This window comes from Bacillus sp. SRB3LM (assembly GCF_015712745.1).
GTDB lineage: Bacteria > Bacillota > Bacilli > Bacillales > Bacillaceae_G > Bacillus_A > Bacillus_A thuringiensis_K.
In genome coordinates, this window is the sequence record NZ_VWVQ01000011.1 from 1 (window position 1) to 943 (window position 943).

Genomic DNA, 943 nt, shown 5'->3' on the forward strand with positions numbered 1-943 from the left:
ATGTACGAAGCCAGACAAATGGCACATGGAATCCATGGCAACAAATTGGGGCAACAGGACCTACTGGAGATACAGGGCCTACTGGAGATACAGGACCTACCGGTGACACAGGACCTACTGGAGGTACAGGACCTACCGGAGGTACAGGACCTACCGGAGGTACAGGACCTACCGGAGATACGGGACCTACTGGAGGTACAGGACCTACTGGAGCAAATCCTGTACCAATGATTTATGTTGCAAGTGGCAGTGGAAATAGTGTGGTTGCTATTGATGGTAGGACGAATTATATCGTAGCTACAATTGATTTGGGAATAGATGCAGTACCCTGGTCGGGAGATATAGATATTGCTAATAATTTAATTTATATTGGAAATAGTGGTACGTCAGGTAGTGTTTCTGTAATTGATGCGAACACAAACAAAATTATTGAAACAATTGTTCCTCCTAGTGGTGTTCCTAATCCTAATATACGTGGTTTATCTTTAGCAAACAATAATTTGTTGTATATTGGGAGTCTAAATAATAATTGGGTTTATGCGTATGATGTATCAACAAATCCTAGCACGTTTTTACAAACAATTGCTGTCGGGAACCAGCCTGTAAAAATGGACTTTAATCCATTGACAAATCGGCTTTATGTTGCAAACGGGGGTACGACAGGTAATGGGGGAACGGTATCTGTAATTGACACAACAGGTGCAAGCGGTGGATTGGTCATTGGTACAATTACTATTGGAATAAGTATGAGGCCACAAGCTGTTAGAGTGGATCCGTCAAATCAATTGGTTTATGTAGCGAATTTTGGTAGTAGCAATCCGGCTTTGGTGTCTGTTCTTGATACAGCGGTTTGAGGTGGTACAGTAAAACTGGAACACAGTATAGAGATAAATTATTCTATATAAGAGGTGTTTCAGATGAAAAAACAGTATGATGAAACGTT

1 protein-coding gene is annotated in these 943 nt (G+C 41.3%); it reads left to right on the forward strand.

The features are described from left to right. On the forward strand, nucleotides 1–854 hold an 854-nt coding region (locus F3I02_RS10660; protein WP_196477951.1), incomplete at its 5' end, for a YncE family protein. Between the last annotated feature and the right edge of the window lie 89 nt (nucleotides 855–943).